This window comes from Maribacter hydrothermalis, assembly GCF_001913155.1.
Lineage (GTDB): Bacteria > Bacteroidota > Bacteroidia > Flavobacteriales > Flavobacteriaceae > Maribacter > Maribacter hydrothermalis.
This window is the reverse complement of record NZ_CP018760.1, coordinates 935,946-953,911: the sequence shown is the minus strand read 5'-3', so window position 1 is coordinate 953,911 and position 17,966 is coordinate 935,946. Positions and strand designations below refer to the sequence as shown.

Here is a 17,966-nt window from a genome sequence, read left to right as displayed (position 1 = left end):
CTTAGAAACAAGACCATAATTATATGTTAACCTACCTGTTTGAATATTTAGAAAAACAATACCAGTTGCCTGGAGCTTCGCTGTTTCAGTTCAGCACATTCCGTGCGGCAATGGCTATTCTGTTTTCGCTGATGATTGCAACGGTATATGGTAAGCGTGTAATTCTATTTCTTCAAAAGCAACAAGTAGGTGAAACTATTCGCGATTTAGGTTTAGATGGTCAAAAGCAAAAGGCAGGTACACCAACAATGGGTGGGGTTATAATTATAATGGCAACCTTAATACCTGTTATTCTTTTTGCACGGTTAGATAATATTTACATCATGCTATTGATTTTTACCATGCTGTGGATGGGCGCAATAGGGTTTTTAGATGATTATATAAAAGTATTTAAAAAGAACAAAGAGGGACTTAAAGGACGTTTTAAGGTGTTGGGTCAAGTAACCTTAGGTTTAATCGTAGGGGCAGTACTTTATTTTCATCCAGAAGTAACCATGCGTGATCACGATAAATCAATTATTACTAAAGATTTTGTGGTAGAGCAGGTAAAAGGACCGGAAATTAAATCGACCATGACTACGGTTCCTTTTTTTAAGAATAATGAGTTTGATTATGGGCGTCTATTATCATGGGCTGGTGATGGGGCAAAAGAATATGCCTGGTTGTTGTTTATACCTATTATCATTTTAATTGTAACGGCAGTATCTAACGGAGCAAATTTAACGGATGGTATTGACGGTCTTGCAGCAGGCACATCAGCAATTATAGTATTTACACTGGGCATATTTGCACTGGTGTCTGGTAACATCATATTCTCTGATTACTTGGATATTATGTACATACCAAGAGTAGGAGAATTATTGATATTTATAACTGCATTTGTTGGGGCTTTGATTGGATTTTTATGGTACAATGCGTTCCCAGCGCAAGTATTTATGGGAGATACGGGTAGTTTAACAATTGGGGGTGTTATTGCCGTAATAGCAATTATTGTTCGTAAAGAATTATTGATTCCCGTGTTATGCGGAATCTTCTTTGCGGAGTCACTCTCGGTGATGATGCAGGTTGGATATTTCAAATACACTAAGAAAAAATTTGGTGAGGGCAGACGTATATTTTTAATGTCACCATTACACCACCACTATCAGAAAATGGGATATCACGAAAGCAAGATTGTAACCCGTTTTTGGATTGTAGGAATACTATTGGCCATTGTATCTATAGTTACTCTAAAAATTAGATAAAATGGCATTGTTGGTAGTACTAGGCGGTGGAGAAAGTGGGGTAGGAACGGCCATTTTAGGATTAAAAAAGGGATACGAGGTTTTTGTATCCGATAAAGGAAAAATTAAAGAGAAGTATAAAAACGTTCTTGAACATTTTGGAATTGATTGGGAAGAAGAACAGCATTCTGAAGACCGCATACTAAAAGCCGATTTGGTAATGAAAAGTCCGGGTATACCGGATAAAGTGCCCTTGGTAAAGCAGTTGGTTGAGAAAGGCGTTCCGGTAATATCAGAGATAGAATTTGCATCGAAATACACTGATGCAAAAATTATTGGTATTACGGGAAGCAATGGAAAAACCACTACGACAATGCTAACCAACCATATTTTGGCCAGTGCCGAATTAAAAGTGGGTATGGCAGGAAACATTGGTGATAGTTATGCAAAAATGGTTGCGGAGAATGATTTTGAGTATTACGTACTTGAAATAAGCAGTTTTCAATTAGACGGTATTGTGGATTTTAAACCCAGTATTGCTGTGATTACGAATATTACGCCAGATCATTTAGATCGGTACGAATATGAGTTTGAAAACTACATCGCTTCTAAATTTAGAATAGCGGAGAACCAAGACGAAAACGATTATTTGATTTATGATGCAGATGATACCGTTTTGGTAGAATGGCTTAAAAATCACCCGGTTAAATCAAAATTAATGCCCTTTTCATTAAATAAAGTATTTGAAGAAGGCGCATTTATAGAGCAAAACGAGATAATAATAAAAACAACAACTGACACTATTAGCATGATTAAAGACACTTTGGCCTTAGAAGGTCAGCACAATGTAAAGAACACAATGGCAGCCGCAACAATTGCAAAATTAGTTGGTATCCGTAAGGAAACGATAAGAGCTTGTGTTTCTAATTTTCAAGGGGCTCCCCACCGTTTGGAGAAGGTGTTGAAAATTCATCATGTGGAATATATCAATGATTCTAAAGCAACAAACGTAAACGCGGCTTATTACGCTTTAGATAGTATGAAATCGCCAACAGTTTGGATTGTAGGTGGAGTAGATAAAGGCAATGAATATATGGAGCTAATGCCTTTAGTTCGTGAAAAAGTTAAAGCAATAATTTGCTTAGGTGAGGATAATGAAAAGATTAAGCATGTATTTGGTAATGCAGTAGATCTTTTGGTAGAAACATTTGCAATGGAAGAAGCTGTAAAAGTTGCGTATAAAATTGCAGAACGTGGAGATACTGTTTTGTTATCACCAGCATGTGCAAGTTTCGATTTGTTTAAGAATTATGAAGATCGCGGAGATCAATTTAAGAACTGTGTAAAAAACCTATAAGGTGTTGAACATATTACAAAATATAAAAGGAGATAAAGCCATTTGGGCCATTGCGGCACTTTTGGCATTGTTTTCATTTTTACCAGTATATAGTGCCAGTAGTAATTTGGTATATGTAGTTGGTAATGGTACAACCGTTGGTCATTTGGTAAAACATGCTATACTGTTGGTTTTAGGTTTTGGAATTATTTATGGTATACATAAAATACCTACGCATTTCTTTAAAGGGCTGTCTATGATTGCGCTTCCAATTGTACTGGTGTTGCTTGTTTTTGTATTGGCACAAGGTACATCTGGGGGCGGTACTAATGATAGCCGTTGGATTCGTATTCCGTTAGTGGGGTTTGGTTTTCAACCCTCAAACTTGGCATCGGTCGTATTAATGATCTATGTAGCGCGGTATTTCTCTAAGGTCAGAGATATTAAAATAACTTTTAAAGAAAGCATATTGCCATTGTGGCTTCCTGTTTTCTTAGTAGTTGCGCTTATTTTACCTGCAAACTTTTCAACAGCCGGTATTGTATTTTCTATGGTAATGATATTGTGTTTCTTAGGCGGATATCCTATGAAATACTTGTTGGGAATTGTAGGGGCAGGAGTCCTGTTTTTAACACTATTTGTCTTAACAGCTAAAGCATTTCCAGATTTATTCCCAAATAGGGTAGATACTTGGATGAGCAGGATAGATAGCTTTTCAAATCCAGAAGATACCGAGGCAAATTATCAAATAGAAAGAGCCAAAATTGCAATTGCAACGGGTGGTATTGTAGGTAAAGGTGCAGGCAAGAGTGTGCAAAAGAACTTTTTGCCACAGAGTTCATCAGATTTTATCTATGCAATTATCGTTGAAGAGTATGGATTAATTGGTGGTTTCGGGTTAATGTTTTTTTACCTGTTTTTGTTGTTCCGTATTGTGGTTGTAGCTAATGGTACGGCTACGGTTTTTAGCAAGTTGCTAGTGTTGGGGGTTGGTTTGCCCATTGTATTTCAGGCTTTAATAAATATGGCGGTAGCGGTAGAGCTGTTTCCGGTAACGGGACAGAATTTACCATTAATCAGTAGTGGAGGAACATCAAGCTGGATGACCTGTTTAGCAATAGGAATCATATTAAGTGCAAGTAATAAAAGTATAGTTCAGGAGAGTTCTGCTGATGATATAGATGAAACAAACCCTTTAGAGATTTTAAGTGGGCAGTTATAGATTCATCTTATCTGGTGGTGGAACGGGCGGACATATTTATCCGGCGATTGCCATAGCGAACGAATTAAAAAGAAGGTATCCTGATGCCGAATTTTTGTTCGTAGGCGCAAAGGATCGAATGGAAATGGAGAAAGTACCACAAGCAGGGTACAAAATAGAAGGATTGTGGATTACAGGGATACAACGGAAACTAACCCTTAAAAATGTACTGTTTCCTATAAAATTGATAAGTAGTTTAATGAAAGCAAACAGCATCGTATCGAAGTTTAAGCCCCATGCCGTAATTGGCACAGGTGGTTTTGCTAGTGGTCCGTTGTTGAAAATGGCTACTGTAAAAGGAATACCATGTGTGTTACAAGAACAGAATTCTTTTGCGGGTATTACCAATAAATTATTAAAAGACAAAGTGGCAAAAATTTGTGTGGCATATGATGGCATGGAAAAGTTTTTCCCAAAAGATAAAATAGTAAAAACAGGAAATCCTGTACGTTCAGATTTGGTGGAATTGAAAGCTACTAAAAGTGAAGCTCTGGATTATTTTGAATTAAAGGAGAATAAGAAAACCTTATTGGTATTGGGTGGTAGCTTAGGTGCAAGACGTATAAATGAACTTATAGCAGAGCACCTAGCCTATTTTGAAGAATTAGGGTTGCAAGTAATCTGGCAATGTGGAAAAGGATATTATGAAACCTACAAATTGCATCAATCTAACAATATAAAAGTGCATGCATTTTTGAATACGATGGACAAGGCTTATGTAGCTGCAGATTTTATTATTTCAAGAGCAGGAGCAGGAGCGGTATCAGAGTTATGTTTGGTGGGTAAACCAACATTTTACATACCGTCACCAGTGGTTGCAGAAGACCATCAGACCATGAATGCACTATCGCTAGTAGGTCATAATGCAGCAATTATGATTAGGGAAAAAGAGTTGAACGAGAATTTTAAAAGTGAGTTTGAAGCAGTTTTTGCCTCACCAGAAAAGCAAGCAGAATTATCAAGGAACAGTAAAGCCTTGGCGTTACCAAATGCTACGGCAGATATCTGTAATGAAATAGAAAAATTATTAAAGTAAAATGAATATAGAGCAAATACATAGAGTGTATTTTATAGGCATAGGCGGCATTGGTATGTCGGCCTTGGCGCGCTATTTTGCTTTTATAAATAAAAAGGTTGCTGGATATGATAAAACAGAGAGCCCGTTAACACAAGAATTGGCAAGTACAGGTATTGATATTCACTATAGTGATGATTTAAATATTGTACCTACGGAATATAAGAATACTAAGAATACACTAGTAGTGTATACGCCTGCAGTACCACCAAGCCATTCAGAATACCAATACTTTTTAAACAATGGTTTTGTCATAAAAAAGCGTTCAGAGGTATTGGGGCTTATAACAAAAGATAGTTTCTGTTTTGCGGTAGCCGGTACACATGGTAAAACGACCACCTCAAGTATTTTGGCCCATTTGTTAAAAGAAACAGGTGTAGAAATGACAGCGTTTTTAGGAGGTATTTCAGAAGATTTCAATAGTAATTTCTTGCTAGAAGGCACAGACTATTCGGTAGTAGAGGCCGATGAGTTTGACCGTTCGTTTATGCAATTAACACCAAATGTAGCTTGTGTAACCTCAATGGATGCGGATCACTTGGATATTTATGGAGATGCGCAAGAATTGGAAAGAACATTTGTAGACTTTACCAAACGGTTAAAACCAGGAGGTAAGTTATTTGTTAGAAAAGGGTTGCCTTTAGAGGGGCTGACCTATGGTATTGAAGACGATTCGGATTATTGTATCCGAAACATAAAAATAGAACATGGCACCTACATATTCGATTTGGAGACCCCCGATTTTAAAATTGAAAGGGTTGAATTTAACAAACCAGGAAGGCATAATTTGCTCAATGGTCTAGTAGCTTTTGCAATGGCGATGCAATCTGGTTCCCCCCCAGATCGCCTTGCTGAGGCACTTGCGACTTTTAAAGGAGTGCAAAGGCGTTTCTCATATAAGATTAAAACAGATGATTTTATTTTTATTGACGATTATGCGCATCACCCAACGGAAATAAATGCAGTCTATGATGCAGTATCGGAGATGCATCCAAATAAAAAAGTGTTGGCTATTTTTCAACCACATTTATTTTCAAGGACAAGGGATTTTGCTGATGATTTTGCAAAAAGCTTATCACAATTCGAAAATATTTTGTTACTAGATATTTATCCGGCAAGAGAGGAGCCTATACAAGGAGTGGATTCCGAGTGGTTACTTAAAAAGATTACAAGTAGTGGTAAAAAATTAATTTCAAAGGAACAAATCATTTCTGAAATTAATAATCAAAATCCAGAAGTTTTAGTAACGATGGGAGCAGGAGATATTGGTTTAGAAGTTGTAAAAATAAAAAAAGTGTTATCGTATGCAGATTAATTGGAATTTTTTGAAGTTGACCGCTTTGATTCTGGTAATCATGGGGTTATATGCATTTTCGAATGGTCGAAGTAGTGCTAAAAATGTAGCATCAATGAAAGTTGAGTTCATTGGCGATGATAATTTATACCTAACTGAAGGGACGGTTAATAAATTGTTAATACAAAATTATGGTAGTCTTGAAAATGTCCCCAAAGAAAATATAGTTTTGAATACTGTAGAAAAGGCCATTGAGGCCAATGAAATGGTGAAAAGTGCCCAAGTCTATCTAACTATTGATGGTGAGCTTACGTCGAAAATTATTCAACGGAAACCAATCGGACGCATAGAGGGGGATACTAAATATTATTTGGATGATGAAGGAAAGAGAATGCCACTTTCTAACAATCATTCAGCAAGAGTTCCCATAATAACAGGCAATATCAGTGGTAAAAGCCTTGAGGATGTCTATGTCATATTGGAGCATATAAACAAAGATGATTTTTTTCGAAAATCGGTAATCGGAATACACATTAAGGGTGATAAAGATTATCAATTACGATTAAGGCTTAATAATTTTGTAGTGAACTTAGGCGATGCAGGAGATTTAGAGGAGAAGTTTAGCAATTTCAAGGCATTTTATGCCAAGGCAAATAAGGATGAAACCTTAAAAGATTACGCCGTAGTAAGTTTAGAATTCAATAACCAGGTGGTGTGCACTAAAATATAATTAAAATGGAACAAACTAAATATTCAGTTGGTCTAGATATTGGAACAACAAAAATCGTTGCAATTATTGGTAAACAAAATGAATACGGTAAGATTGAAATTTTGGGTATTGGTAAAGCCAAAAGTTTAGGTGTACATAGAGGTGTGGTAAATAATATTACGCAGACCATTAAATCTATACAACAAGCAGTAGAAGAAGCAGAAGCAAATTCTGGACTTAAAATCGGGTCTGTTGTAGTAGGTATCGCCGGTCAACATATTAGAAGTTTGCAACATAGCGATTACATTACCCGTAAGGATTCTGAAGAAGTTATTAACGAGGATGATGTAGATATCTTATGTAATCAAGTGCACAAATTGATTATGCTACCGGGCGAAGAAATTATTCATGTATTACCACAAGAATATAAAGTTGATGGGCAAGCTGAAATACGTGAGCCTATTGGAATGTACGGCGGTAGACTAGAAGCTAATTTTCATGTAGTAGTTGGTCAAGTTGTTTCTATAAAAAATGTAGGTCGCTGTATTAAAAGTGCAGGTCTAGATTTAGGTAATATTACCTTAGAGCCATTGGCATCATCGGACGCCGTATTAAGTCAAGAAGAAAAAGAGGCGGGTGTTGCATTAATAGATATAGGAGGTGGTACAACCGATTTAGCCATTTTTAAAGACGGTATTATAAGACATACAGCGGTTATTCCTTTTGGTGGGGGCGTAATTACCGAAGATATAAAAGAAGGTTGTTCTATTATAGAGAAACAGGCCGAGTTATTAAAAACCAGGTTTGGTTCTGCATGGCCAGGTGAAAATAAAGATAATGAAATAGTATCCATACCAGGATTACGTGGTAGGGAACCAAAAGAAATTTCTTTAAAGAACCTATCTAAAATAATTCATGCACGTGTAGTGGAGATTGTTGAGCAAGTGTACGTAGAGATCAAAAATTACGGTCACGAAGAGCAAAAGAAAAAACTAATTGCGGGTATTGTATTAACGGGTGGCGGTAGTCAACTAAAGCATTTAAAGCAATTAGTAGAGTATATAACAGGTATGGATACGCGTATTGGATATCCAAACGAGCATTTAGCTGGCGATTCTGATGAAGAGGTAGCTAGTCCTTTGTATGCCACAGCTGTTGGTCTTTTAATGAATGCAGTTAAGAACCAAGAGAAAAAAAAGATAATACAACAGGAAATAGAACAAGAACTAGAAGAAGCAGAAGAGGAGTTAGTTTATGCCGATACTGAAACCGAAGCGGTAACACGCCCAAATATCCATAAGGAGCGTAAGTCTGTTTTTGATAAGTGGTCTGAAAAATTGAAAGAGTTTTTAGATAACGCGGAGTAATTAACATAGATTAAAAAAACATAACCAGTAATAATTAGAATATGAGTAAGAACAGCGAATTTGACAATATCTCATTTGATCTACCAAAAAATCAAAGTAACGTAATAAAAGTCATTGGTGTAGGTGGTGGTGGTAGTAATGCCATTAATCACATGTTTCAGGCGGGAATTAACGGAGTTGATTTTGTAATCTGTAATACAGATTCACAGGCATTGGACAATAGTCCTGTACCTAACAAAATACAGTTAGGTGTTTCGTTAACAGAAGGTTTGGGTGCTGGTGCCAATCCTGAAGTAGGAGAACAGGCTGCAATGGAAAGTATGGAGGAAATCAAAACAATGTTAGATTCCACTACAAAGATGATTTTCATTACTGCAGGTATGGGTGGGGGAACAGGAACTGGTGCTGCTCCCGTTATTGCCAAGTTTGCAAAAGAAATGGATGTTCTTACCGTAGGTATCGTTACGATGCCTTTTCAATTTGAAGGTAAAATGCGTGTTGAACAAGCGCAAAGAGGTATTGAAAAATTACGTAAAAATGTCGATTCGCTGATTGTCATTAATAACAACAAATTAAGAGAGGTATACGGAAATTTAGGTTTTAAAGCTGGTTTTTCTAAAGCAGATGAAGTATTGGCAACTGCCGCAAGAGGTATTGCGGAAGTAATTACGCACCATTACACCCAAAACATAGATTTACGTGACGCTAAAACCGTTTTATCTAATAGTGGTACGGCTATTATGGGTTCTGCTATTTCATCTGGTTCTGCAAGAGCAAATGAAGCGATCATGAAAGCGTTAGATTCCCCGTTGTTAAATGACAATAAAATTCAAGGAGCAAAAAATGTATTGCTATTAATTGTTTCAGGAGCACAAGAAATTACTATTGATGAAATAGGAGAAATCAATGATCATATTCAGATAGAAGCAGGTTATGGTGCAAACATTATTATGGGTGTTGGTGAAGATGAAAGCTTAGGAGAAGCCATTGCCGTAACTGTAATTGCCACGGGTTTTAATATCGAACAACAAGATGATATTGTAAATACTGAATCAAAAAAAATCATTCATACCTTAGAAGACGGGCAGCGTGCTGAAGCCATGTTGCTATCCAATTCTAAAACGGTGCATACTTTAGAAATGGATGAAGTAGAGGAGGAGGTTGTAAAGGTAAATCCTGTAAAAAAGTATGAGTTCGTTGAGGAGTCTGATTTTGATTTGATTCCTACAACGAACTACATCAAAAATTTCAATGTATTTTATGAAGAAGTTTTAGCTTCAAATATTTCAGAGGATGAATTTGTAATAATTGATGCTCCAAAGTCCATAAGAGATATTGAAGTAGTTGACCCAGAGGTTTTAAAGATTAAAGATGAAGATGATAATTTCGCTTTAAGTTTTGATTTTAAATCTCAAGAAGAGGAATCAGAGAATGTCATTATGTTTGACTTACATGATGAGGTTAAAGACTTGGATGTTAATGACAGTATTGAGGTCATTCCTGTTTTAGAGTACAACAAGCAGGGCGAAAAGCGTTATAGCTTAGATGATTACATGAAATTTGAAAATAAATTAACGGGTGCTAAATCAAAGGCAGAAGAGTTCGAGCCTAAGATTATTCAAGATGAACTTATATTTGAGAAAAAAACGGTAGCTCCAAGAAGGGAAGTCAATCCAGATGAGCAGTTAGATCCTATGGAAACTCCGATAGAAGAGTTGCTAAGAGATAGAGCTGACGAGCGTAGAAGAAAACTTAAAGATTTCAATTATAAGTTTAAAACTAGTACACCTAGTAGTTATGATGACAAGAAGCCCGCTTACCAAAGGCAGGGAGTGAATTTAAATGATAATCCTAGAGAAAGTAAAATCTCAAGAACATCGCTTAGCGATGATAGTAATGATGATATCCAGTTGCGTTCAAATAACTCCTTTTTACATGATAATGTAGATTAGACCTAACTAAAAGCAAGTTGTATAAACCCAAAAACTAAGATAGTTTTTGGGTTTATTTTTTTATCTTCGCATACCAAAATAAGGAAAAAATGAGTTTACAGCAAAGGGTAATGGAGCAATTGAAATTAGCTATGAAAGCAAAAGATTCAGTAGCACTTGAATCGCTTAGAGCTATAAAATCGGCCCTATTAATGGCAAGTACCAGTGGTAATGGTGAAATTACCGAGGATGATGAAATACAATTGGTGCAGAAATTAGTAAAGCAAAGAAAAGATAGCGCTGCAATTTTTATAGAACAAGGAAGACAAGATCTTGCTGATCCAGAATTAGCGCAAATTGCTGTAATTGAGCAATTTTTACCAGAGCAATTAACAGAAGAAGAAGTAGAAAAAGTGGTAGTACAGACTATAGATTCTATTGGAGCTTCAGGAATGAAAGATATGGGTAAAGTTATGGGAATCGTTTCTAAGGAATTAGCTGGTCAGGCAGATGGGAAATTAATTTCTACAATTGTAAAAAAGAAACTAGCATAAGTTTAAAGTTGTAGTTTTGCCAACTGCTAACTGAATGTCAAAAATGGCCTCGTGGCGCAACTGAATAGCGCATCAGATTTCGGCTCTGAGGGTTGGGGGTTTGAATCCCTTCGAGGTCACTATTGTGTATAAAGCTCTTTAAACTTGTCGTTTAAGGAGCTTTTTTGGTTTTACCCTTATACCTGCAATTTCGGATAAAACTACAACGTGATCTGTAGATAATAGAACCCTAGTTGAGCACCTGCGCTACAAAATTAACGCTGTTAAAGGTAAGATAGCTTATTCCTGCAAATAACAGATTGGCACCTAGTAAAAGTCTAAACTTAGTTTGCAACCATTTACTTTCTGTGTTATAAGCCCATTTTAATTTTTCAGATAGTTTTATATATTTTAGTGCTATTTAAACCAAAAACATAATAATATGAAGGATAAATACCATTTTCAGTTCCTTTACCCTTCCTTGAAAAAATATACCGTAGCTAAGGCTCTAGGAGAATTTTTCACTTCTATTAAGAAAACATAATTTTTATCATAGTATTCCGTATTCCGTATTCCGTATTAGGGATTTGTTGTGAATATCGATAATGAATTTAAATAGGTATTATATACCTAAAAAATGGGGTTGGTCATACTAGATGACCAACCCCATTCACTTGAAATTTCGCTTAGTTATTGTTTGACAAACTGCATGTCTACGACAAGATTAATAGTATCACTTACGACAATACTACCAGCTTCTGTAACGGCGTTCCAGGTAAGTCCGAAATCTTTACGGTTTATTTTCCCCGTAATTTCAAAACCAGCCTTAGTTTGCCCATAAGGGTCTACAGCTACACCGTTAAAGTCTGTATTCAACTTTACTTCTTTAGTAATATCTTTAATTGTTAAATCTCCAACTATAGTATCTCCGTCAAAAGATTTTGATTGAAATTTCATTTCAGGATAGGCTGTTGCGTTAAAGAAGTCTTCAGACTTTAAGTGCGTATCTCTATCGTTATTTTTCGTATTTATTGAATCGATCTTTGCTGTGAAATTAAAATTTGCATCTTTAAAATCATCGTTTTCTGTTTCCGCGGTTGCATTGAAATCTTCAAAAGCTCCCTTTACGGTAGAAATCATCATATGCTTTACTTTAAAGCCTATTTCTGAATGATCTGCGTCTATTGTCCAAGTTGTTTTCGTTGCTGTATTCATTGTTTTTAATTTTTTGTCTTTTTTGACGTTTATACTTATTTGTGATTTTTAATTAATTGTTTATTAATTCAGTGACATGGGAACTTCCATTAATAAGATTTCGGTATCGCTATCTCCTTTAATATCCAAGGATTTAACATCCCAGACACCAAAGCCATCTCTTTCATTAAGTTCTTGGCCATTGATAGTTGCATCCCCTTTCAAAATAAAGGCATAAACACCGTTGTTCTTTGCGTCATTGAGATTATATTTAACTACTTTACCTTTATCAAGATTGGTTATGTTGAACCAAGCGTTTTGATGAATCCAAACGCCAGCATCATCTTCATTAGGCGACAGTACTTGTTGCAATTTGTTCTTACGGTCTGCCGTGTCTAATGTTATCTGATCATAGCGCGGCTTTACTCGTTGTTTATTAGGAATAATCCAGATTTGTAAGAACTTTACTGGTTTGTCTGGATTATTGTTGAATTCAGAATGCATTACACCAGTTCCTGCGCTCATTACTTGTATATCTCCTGATTTAATAATTGTTGAGTTACCCATATCATCCATATGCTTTAAATCACCTTCGAGTGGGATCGAAATAATTTCCATATCCTTGTGAGGATGTGTTCCAAAACCTCTACTTTCTGAAACTTTATCGTCGTTTAGTACTCTTAATACCCCAAAATTCATTCGCTCTGGGTTGTGGTAATTAGCAAAACTGAAGGTATGTTTTGAGTGCAACCAACCGTGATTTGCATCGCCTCTTGTGTCTGCTTTATGAAGTATTGTATTCATAGTTCTTGTTTCTTAAATTAGTAAATGATTGTAACCCACGATTTGTTCTTTTGTGATTGTGTTTAATTTTTCTGTACCCGCTACTTCGGCTGCGCCCAACTCAGGTTTTGTGAAAGCGGAAACTCCAACAACACTTGCAAAACTATTAGCCCAGTTGTTTTTAAAAAATCCAATCCTTTCATAGGTTTTGTATTAATTACAGTGCAAAGATGCAACTCATTAATAGTGTGTGGAATATGAAAAAATGAGAGAAACTTATGAAAATCCGATATTGGCTCTATTTTTAAGCCTGTAATTGACTTTTTTTGAAATGTGAAGGCGATATTTTTGTGTGTTTTTTAAAGAATGCACTAAAATTTGCGGGCTCGTTAAAACCCAGCTCGTAGGCAATTTCTTTGGCCGACCCATCTGTAAAATAGAGCAGTCTTTTTGCTTCGGTGATAATTCTGGTCTGTATATAATCCTTGGCCGTTTTTCCTATTTTAGATTTTACCGTTCTGTTAAGGTGGTCTGGAGTAATATTAAGCTCGCCGGCATAAAATGTTGTAGAATGTTCCTGTCTGTAATGGGTATTTACCACCGTCTTAAAATCTCGAATAAGATTGTTTCCAGAAGTTTCCATTTCCGATGCAATTGGATTGATAGAACAAATATTATTGCACTCTATAAGCAACAATTTTAAGAAAGCACCGATAGACAAATTTTTCATAGTAGCGTCACTATGAAATAGGTCAAAGATATTTTTGGCAAAGTGTGCAATGGTCCTAAATTGCTGTTCTTTAGGCAACAGTGGCGGACTTTGCCCATAATTTTGAAAAAGGTTTAAACTATCTATAAAAGATAAGGGAATAGTACTTTCTACCAAAAATTGGTTAGAAAATGTCATCACATATCCAAACGATTTTTCAGTTTCTATAACCTGATGTACTTGTCCAGGCGCAACGAAATATACCTGATAACCACCAAGCTCATAGCTGTTGAAATCTATTTTATGATGTCCGGATGCATTTTTAATAATTAAGACTGTAAAGTAATTATGCCTATGTGGTTCATCTACTTTCCCATTGTGTTTATCATAAATATCTTCCATACGAGATATGGCAAAAGTGGCACTTTCTTGCTGGGCATTTACTTTTTGATACGTTTTAACGGGATTCATTGATTCTTATATTATTTATTTGCTCAAACACATTATAAATTATTCTCAATCCTTTTATCTGGAACAAGCCACATTATTGCAACAACACTGTATAAAACAATAGCAATCCAAGTATTTAAAAGGGCAAACCCAATTCCTAAAATATAACATACAATAGAAATTTTCCCCTTTCTATCTGAGCCTATCACTTTGCGAAGTGGAAATTCCATATCGTGAGACTTAATGATAACATTCTGTAAGATAAAATAGGCAATAGCACACAGGAGCAATACTACACCATATGCAACTACGGGCAAGATAGCCTCATAATTATTTCCTATCCACGCCGTGGTAAAGGGAATTAGTGATAGCCAAAAAAGGAGATGTAGATTTACCCAAAGTACCTTACCGTTTACTTTTTGAGTTATTTGAAATAAATGGTGGTGATTATTCCAGTAAATTCCCAAGTATATAAAACTAAAAACATAACTTATAAACACTGGAACTCGTTCAAGAAGAGCATTTAAAGTGGCTTCTTCCGGAGCTTGAAGCTCTAAGACCATAATAGTAATTATGATGGCAAGAACTCCGTCACTAAATGCTTCTAGTCTGTTTGTCTTCATAGGTAGTCTTGTTGTCTTACTATTTTACAAGGACAAAAATAAACTTTGGTTTTCATTGAGAAATTTAATTTTAACTTTATAAGTTATAAAATAATTTTTAAAACATTCAACAGATGTCAAACATAAGTACCATAATACCAGAAAGAGCTGCCAATATTGGCAACTTTCAAGTAGGCCGACTTTTACCTTTTAGAAAGAAAAGAATGGTTGGTCCTTTTGTTTTCATAGATCATATGGGTCCAGCAGAATTGGATGAAGATGAAAACCTTGATGTTGCACCACATCCACACATCGGACTTTCCACATTGACTTTTCTTTTTAAAGGGAGCATTGTGCATAAGGACAGTATAGGTACGGAAATTGAAATTAATCCTGGCGCAGTAAACTGGATGACCGCAGGAAAAGGCGTAGTACATTCTGAACGTACACCAGAGCGGCTACGAGGAACTAAAAAATCGCTTCACGGATTACAAATTTGGGTTGCCTTACCCAAAGAGCTGGAACAAATGGAACCTTCTTTTCACCATACCGAAGCAGATAAATTACCAACTTGGGAAGAAGATGGTTTAATTTATAAACTGATAGCAGGAAAAGCATTTGGCAAAGAATCGCCAGTTCCTGTTCATAGTGACTTGTTTTACATCGAAATAAATAGTAGTAAAAGACAAGTGGTCGATTGTGGTGGAGCGTTATTTGGCGAAAGCGGTCTTTATATATTAGAAGGTGCGGTGTATAGTGAAGGACATACCTATGAGCCAAAGCAATTATTAGTAGCCAAAGAAGCTACCCTTTGTGCTTTTGAAATGGAAGCAAACTCTACCATCTATATTTTTGGAGGAACACCTTTCCCAGAAGGAAGAACAATAAATTGGAACTTCGTATCGTCAGATAAAGCCCTTATTGACAAAGCTCGTAAAGATTGGATAGCGCAACGTTTTCCAAAAGTACCTGGAGAAACAGAATTTGTTCCATTGCCTCAATAACTCACATACTAATTCTACCTGAATTGAAGATAATTGGTTTTATATCCTGGTTCAAATAGTTCGAATTCTGTCCTGTCTTGATCACAAGCAAAAAGCCACATCTAAAAAGATGTGGCTTTTTCTATTTTATTTGAATACTAGTATTAATCTCTATTGATATCTAAGATAACCCCTTGTTTCTGCATTTGTAACATTTCGGTTTTAGAATAACCATAGGTAATTTCAGGGTAGTTTTCATCTTTATCTATCTTATAAAGTCTAGATTTTTTTGAAATCTCAAAATCGTTTAATGATAAGTACAAACTATCTTCAGTAACTTTTTTAAGTTTCATGGTAGAGTAATTACCATTATCTGCCTTGTACTCATATATATCACCAACTACAGGATCAGATAAATAAACCTGCGTATTTTCTTTATCCTTACCACTAGAGAAAATTGCAAAACCAATTAAGCATGCTAAAATTGCGAGTCCGGAAAACTGCCATAGAGGCCCTTTTGCATTTCCTTTTATGTTTTTGTATTGCATTTTAAGTCCCTCGGGCATTTCCTTAGGAGATAATACTTCTTTACAATGTGTACAATAAGAACTACCGCTTTTATTAATAGGAAAAACTGGTATCCAAAATATGTGGGCGTGTCTTCTATAAATATTAATAAATACTGTGTTTTGATTGTTACAATGCTGACAGGTAATATTTCTGGTTTTAACAGCGCCAAGATTGGCTGAGCCGGTTCCGAAAAAAATCATATATAAATGGTTAGGTTATTTAGTTAGTAAATAACGAATTTATATAAGCTCTATTGTTTGTAGCTATTTCTTTGTTTACTTATTGAGTTTTGGAAACAATGGGCTTTGTAAGTGCTATAGTAAAATGGAATTAGAAACAATATTCTTGATAATCATTTTAGCATGAATTCTAGAATTTTCAATGAACCATTTGTGAGTTTCCATACCACCACAAATTACACCAGCTAAATACAGTCCTTTTACATTGGTTTCCATGGTATCTGGGTTATATTCTGGAAGTTTCTTTTCATCGTTGCTGGTACGTACACCCAGCATTTCTAAAAATTTAAAGTTGGGCTTGTAACCTGTTAACGCAAGTACAAAGTCATTAGCTAAAACTACATCTTTCTTATTTGTAGAAAGTAAAATACTATCTTTTTTAATTTCTTTTACGGTAGTGTTGAAAAAAGCCTTGATACTACCTTCTTCAATTCTATTGATAATATCTGGCCTAACCCAATACTTTACACGTTGTCCTACCTCTGTTCCACGAATTATTAAGGTTACTTCCGCTCCTTTTCGCCAGCACTCAAGGGCTGCATCTATGGCAGAATTACTTGCACCAATTACAGCGACTTTTTGTCCAGAATAGTAATGAGGGTTGTCATAATAGTGAACTACTTTTTCTAATTTTTCACCAGGTACATTTAATAAATTAGGTAAATCATAAAAACCAGTGGCAACTATAACATGTTTGGACGTATAACTTCCTTTCTCTGAAACTATCGTGAATAAATCTTTATTTTTTTGAACGTTCTCTACTTTTTCAAATAAATTAATATTCAATTTATTTGATGTAACAATGCGTCGGTAATATTCTAAAGCTTCATCACGTTTAGGTTTTGCTTCTTTACTGATGAACGGGATTTCGTCAATTTCTAGTTTTTCAGAAGAAGAAAAGAATTGCATGTTTGATGGGTAATTGAAAAGTGAATTTACAATTGGCCCTTTTTCTAAAATAAGATAGTTAAGTCCGTTTTTCTTTGCTTCTAAGCCGCATGCAATTCCAATTGGTCCACCACCTATAATAACAACATCCAATTCAGTTTTCATCCCTTTAGTTCCATTATCGTAGCAACTGGATCTGAACTTTTAAATACAAAACTACCAGCAACTAAAATGTCTGCACCAGCTTCAACTAGTTTATATGCGTTTGCAGTGGTAACACCACCATCAATTTCTATTAGGGCCGAAGAATTTTTTCTATTGATCAGTGCTTTGGTTGCTCTTACCTTGTCGTATGTGTTTTCTATAAAAGATTGCCCTCCAAACCCAGGATTAACACTCATTATTAGGACGACATCAATATCTTGAATACTATCCTCTAAAAGTATAACATTAGTATGTGGGTTTAAAGCAACACCCGCTTTCATACCCAAAGCTTTTATAGCTTGTATAGTTCTGTTTAAATGAGTACATGCTTCGTAGTGAACCGTTAAGATATGAGCTCCAAGATTTGCAAATTCCTCTAGATATCTATCTGGATCTACAATCATTAAATGCACATCTAACGGTTTGGTAGCATTCTTTTGAATTGCTTTGACTACGGGCATACCGTAAGATATATTTGGAACAAAAACTCCGTCCATAACATCGATATGATGGTATGCCGCCTCACTAGAATTTACCATTTCAACATCGCGCTGAAGATTTCCGAAATCGGCGGCTAAAAGTGATGGTGCAATACTTGTTTTTTTCATGATGTAC

The 17,966-nt window shown here is 35.6% G+C and carries 17 protein-coding genes and 1 tRNA gene; 11 read left to right on the top strand and 7 right to left on the bottom strand.

What is annotated here, in order from left to right:
• The first annotated feature begins 23 nt into the window (after window positions 1-23).
• The 10 genes from mraY (at window position 24) to BTR34_RS04060 (ending at window position 10,869) form a co-directional block, all read left to right on the top strand.
• Complete coding sequence (gene mraY / locus BTR34_RS04105; protein ID WP_068482226.1) at window positions 24-1,244, top strand: phospho-N-acetylmuramoyl-pentapeptide-transferase; 1,221 nt, start codon at window positions 24-26, stop codon at window positions 1,242-1,244.
• A gap of 1 nt (window position 1,245) precedes the next feature.
• Complete coding sequence (murD, locus tag BTR34_RS04100; protein ID WP_068482228.1) at window positions 1,246-2,580, top strand: UDP-N-acetylmuramoyl-L-alanine--D-glutamate ligase; 1,335 nt, start codon at window positions 1,246-1,248, stop codon at window positions 2,578-2,580.
• Window position 2,581: 1 nt separating this feature from the next.
• On the top strand, window positions 2,582-3,781 hold the full coding sequence (locus BTR34_RS04095) for an FtsW/RodA/SpoVE family cell cycle protein (protein ID WP_068482231.1): 1,200 nt from the start codon (window positions 2,582-2,584) through the stop codon (window positions 3,779-3,781).
• Window positions 3,768-4,856, top strand: coding sequence for an undecaprenyldiphospho-muramoylpentapeptide beta-N-acetylglucosaminyltransferase (gene murG, locus BTR34_RS04090; RefSeq protein ID WP_068482234.1), 1,089 nt, complete (start codon window positions 3,768-3,770; stop codon window positions 4,854-4,856). The genes BTR34_RS04095 and murG overlap by 14 nt, the downstream gene beginning before the upstream one ends.
• A gap of 1 nt (window position 4,857) precedes the next feature.
• The gene (gene murC / locus BTR34_RS04085; RefSeq protein ID WP_068482237.1) at window positions 4,858-6,210 is read left to right on the top strand and encodes a UDP-N-acetylmuramate--L-alanine ligase; all 1,353 of its coding nucleotides are present in this window, start codon (window positions 4,858-4,860) and stop codon (window positions 6,208-6,210) included.
• Window positions 6,200-6,919: a cell division protein FtsQ/DivIB gene (locus BTR34_RS04080; protein WP_068482240.1), complete on the top strand. Its 720-nt coding sequence runs from the start codon at window positions 6,200-6,202 to the stop codon at window positions 6,917-6,919. Before murC ends, BTR34_RS04080 begins: the two co-directional genes overlap by 11 nt.
• 5 nt (window positions 6,920-6,924) lie before the next feature.
• The gene (gene ftsA, locus BTR34_RS04075) at window positions 6,925-8,265 is read left to right on the top strand and encodes a cell division protein FtsA (protein WP_068482242.1); all 1,341 of its coding nucleotides are present in this window, start codon (window positions 6,925-6,927) and stop codon (window positions 8,263-8,265) included.
• Window positions 8,266-8,306: 41 nt separating this feature from the next.
• Entirely contained in the window at window positions 8,307-10,217 is a 1,911-nt protein-coding gene (ftsZ, locus tag BTR34_RS04070; RefSeq protein WP_068482245.1) for a cell division protein FtsZ, read from the top strand.
• 89 nt (window positions 10,218-10,306) lie between these two features.
• Window positions 10,307-10,750, top strand: coding sequence for a GatB/YqeY domain-containing protein (locus tag BTR34_RS04065; RefSeq protein ID WP_068482248.1), 444 nt, complete (start codon window positions 10,307-10,309; stop codon window positions 10,748-10,750).
• 45 nt (window positions 10,751-10,795) lie between these two features.
• A tRNA-Arg gene (locus BTR34_RS04060) sits at window positions 10,796-10,869 on the top strand.
• Window positions 10,870-11,419: 550 nt separating this feature from the next.
• On the opposite strand, the gene BTR34_RS04055 is transcribed toward BTR34_RS04060, so the two are convergent.
• The 4 genes from BTR34_RS04055 to BTR34_RS04040 all read right to left on the bottom strand — a co-directional run bounded on the left by BTR34_RS04055 (window position 11,420) and on the right by BTR34_RS04040 (window position 14,488).
• Window positions 11,420-11,944 carry a YceI family protein gene (locus BTR34_RS04055; RefSeq protein WP_068482251.1) on the bottom strand — a complete coding sequence of 175 codons (525 nt, stop codon included), beginning with the start codon at window positions 11,942-11,944 and terminating at the stop codon, window positions 11,420-11,422.
• Window positions 11,945-12,007: 63 nt separating this feature from the next.
• Entirely contained in the window at window positions 12,008-12,727 is a 720-nt protein-coding gene (locus tag BTR34_RS04050; RefSeq protein ID WP_068482254.1) for a pirin family protein, read from the bottom strand.
• Window positions 12,728-13,010: 283 nt separating this feature from the next.
• Window positions 13,011-13,886 (bottom strand): AraC family transcriptional regulator, encoded by an 876-nt coding sequence (locus tag BTR34_RS04045; RefSeq protein WP_068482256.1) that lies wholly within the window; start codon window positions 13,884-13,886, stop codon window positions 13,011-13,013.
• A gap of 32 nt (window positions 13,887-13,918) precedes the next feature.
• On the bottom strand, window positions 13,919-14,488 hold the full coding sequence (locus BTR34_RS04040; RefSeq protein WP_068482258.1) for a TMEM175 family protein: 570 nt from the start codon (window positions 14,486-14,488) through the stop codon (window positions 13,919-13,921).
• A gap of 113 nt (window positions 14,489-14,601) precedes the next feature.
• On the opposite strand from BTR34_RS04040, the gene BTR34_RS04035 reads away from it, so the two are divergent.
• Window positions 14,602-15,471 carry a pirin family protein gene (locus BTR34_RS04035; RefSeq protein ID WP_068482261.1) on the top strand — a complete coding sequence of 290 codons (870 nt, stop codon included), beginning with the start codon at window positions 14,602-14,604 and terminating at the stop codon, window positions 15,469-15,471.
• A gap of 143 nt (window positions 15,472-15,614) precedes the next feature.
• Here BTR34_RS04035 and BTR34_RS04030 read toward each other — a convergent pair whose 3' ends face one another.
• From BTR34_RS04030 to rpe, 3 genes are all read right to left on the bottom strand, one after another.
• Window positions 15,615-16,220 (bottom strand): hypothetical protein, encoded by a 606-nt coding sequence (locus BTR34_RS04030; protein ID WP_068482264.1) that lies wholly within the window; start codon window positions 16,218-16,220, stop codon window positions 15,615-15,617.
• 114 nt (window positions 16,221-16,334) lie between these two features.
• Window positions 16,335-17,312: a YpdA family putative bacillithiol disulfide reductase gene (locus BTR34_RS04025; RefSeq protein WP_068482267.1), complete on the bottom strand. Its 978-nt coding sequence runs from the start codon at window positions 17,310-17,312 to the stop codon at window positions 16,335-16,337.
• Window positions 17,309-17,959, bottom strand: a complete 651-nt coding sequence (gene rpe / locus BTR34_RS04020; protein ID WP_068482270.1) for a ribulose-phosphate 3-epimerase — start codon at window positions 17,957-17,959, stop codon at window positions 17,309-17,311. The genes BTR34_RS04025 and rpe overlap by 4 nt, the downstream gene beginning before the upstream one ends.
• Window positions 17,960-17,966 lie beyond the last annotated feature (7 nt).

Excerpts from the sequence above, each read along its gene's own strand:
- mraY (WP_068482226.1), top strand. The coding sequence starts at position 24 with ATGTTAACCTACCTGTTTGAATATTTAGAAAAACAATACCAGTTGCCT.
- murD (WP_068482228.1), top strand. The coding sequence starts at position 1,246 with ATGGCATTGTTGGTAGTACTAGGCGGTGGAGAAAGTGGGGTAGGAACG.
- murC (WP_068482237.1), top strand. The coding sequence starts at position 4,858 with ATGAATATAGAGCAAATACATAGAGTGTATTTTATAGGCATAGGCGGC.
- BTR34_RS04080 (WP_068482240.1), top strand. The coding sequence starts at position 6,200 with ATGCAGATTAATTGGAATTTTTTGAAGTTGACCGCTTTGATTCTGGTA.
- ftsA (WP_068482242.1), top strand. The coding sequence starts at position 6,925 with ATGGAACAAACTAAATATTCAGTTGGTCTAGATATTGGAACAACAAAA.
- ftsZ (WP_068482245.1), top strand. The coding sequence starts at position 8,307 with ATGAGTAAGAACAGCGAATTTGACAATATCTCATTTGATCTACCAAAA.
- BTR34_RS04065 (WP_068482248.1), top strand. The coding sequence starts at position 10,307 with ATGAGTTTACAGCAAAGGGTAATGGAGCAATTGAAATTAGCTATGAAA.
- BTR34_RS04055 (WP_068482251.1), bottom strand. The coding sequence starts at position 11,944 with ATGAATACAGCAACGAAAACAACTTGGACAATAGACGCAGATCATTCA.
- BTR34_RS04050 (WP_068482254.1), bottom strand. The coding sequence starts at position 12,727 with ATGAATACAATACTTCATAAAGCAGACACAAGAGGCGATGCAAATCAC.
- BTR34_RS04045 (WP_068482256.1), bottom strand. The coding sequence starts at position 13,886 with ATGAATCCCGTTAAAACGTATCAAAAAGTAAATGCCCAGCAAGAAAGT.
- BTR34_RS04040 (WP_068482258.1), bottom strand. The coding sequence starts at position 14,488 with ATGAAGACAAACAGACTAGAAGCATTTAGTGACGGAGTTCTTGCCATC.
- BTR34_RS04035 (WP_068482261.1), top strand. The coding sequence starts at position 14,602 with ATGTCAAACATAAGTACCATAATACCAGAAAGAGCTGCCAATATTGGC.
- BTR34_RS04030 (WP_068482264.1), bottom strand. The coding sequence starts at position 16,220 with ATGATTTTTTTCGGAACCGGCTCAGCCAATCTTGGCGCTGTTAAAACC.
- BTR34_RS04025 (WP_068482267.1), bottom strand. The coding sequence starts at position 17,312 with ATGAAAACTGAATTGGATGTTGTTATTATAGGTGGTGGACCAATTGGA.
- rpe (WP_068482270.1), bottom strand. The coding sequence starts at position 17,959 with ATGAAAAAAACAAGTATTGCACCATCACTTTTAGCCGCCGATTTCGGA.